Source organism: Peribacillus sp. SIMBA_075, assembly GCF_046534585.1.
Window position 1 is genome coordinate 1 of sequence record NZ_JAWRYN010000724.1, and the last position, 267, is coordinate 267.

A 267-nucleotide genomic window follows, 5' to 3' on the forward strand; every position below is an offset into this window, starting at 1 on the left:
GGTGCCGTCTTTCGATTTACTGGTTAAGTTCACGCACTATAGTATGGGCGTAGCGGTCATGCGGCATTTGTTCACCCATGTCCTGCCCGCGTTCTTTCCACCACTCGAGGGCCATGACCGAATCACGATGGGCAAGGCGTTTGAGAATTTGCTGATCCGTCAGTTCCCCGCCGTCTGCGTTTTCGATCTTGATGCCAGCGACCTTTTGCGCAATCGTCTGGCCGCGCGTTTTCAATTGCACATATTCAAGTCCCCAAAACACCACGG

The 267-nt window shown here is 53.6% G+C and carries 1 protein-coding gene; it reads right to left on the bottom strand.

Going from position 1 to position 267, the window contains the following annotated elements; translation table 11 throughout:
• Positions 1-16 precede the first annotated feature (16 nt).
• On the bottom strand, positions 17-267 hold a 251-nt coding region (locus SB775_RS30110; RefSeq protein WP_486360719.1), incomplete at its 5' end, for an RDD family protein.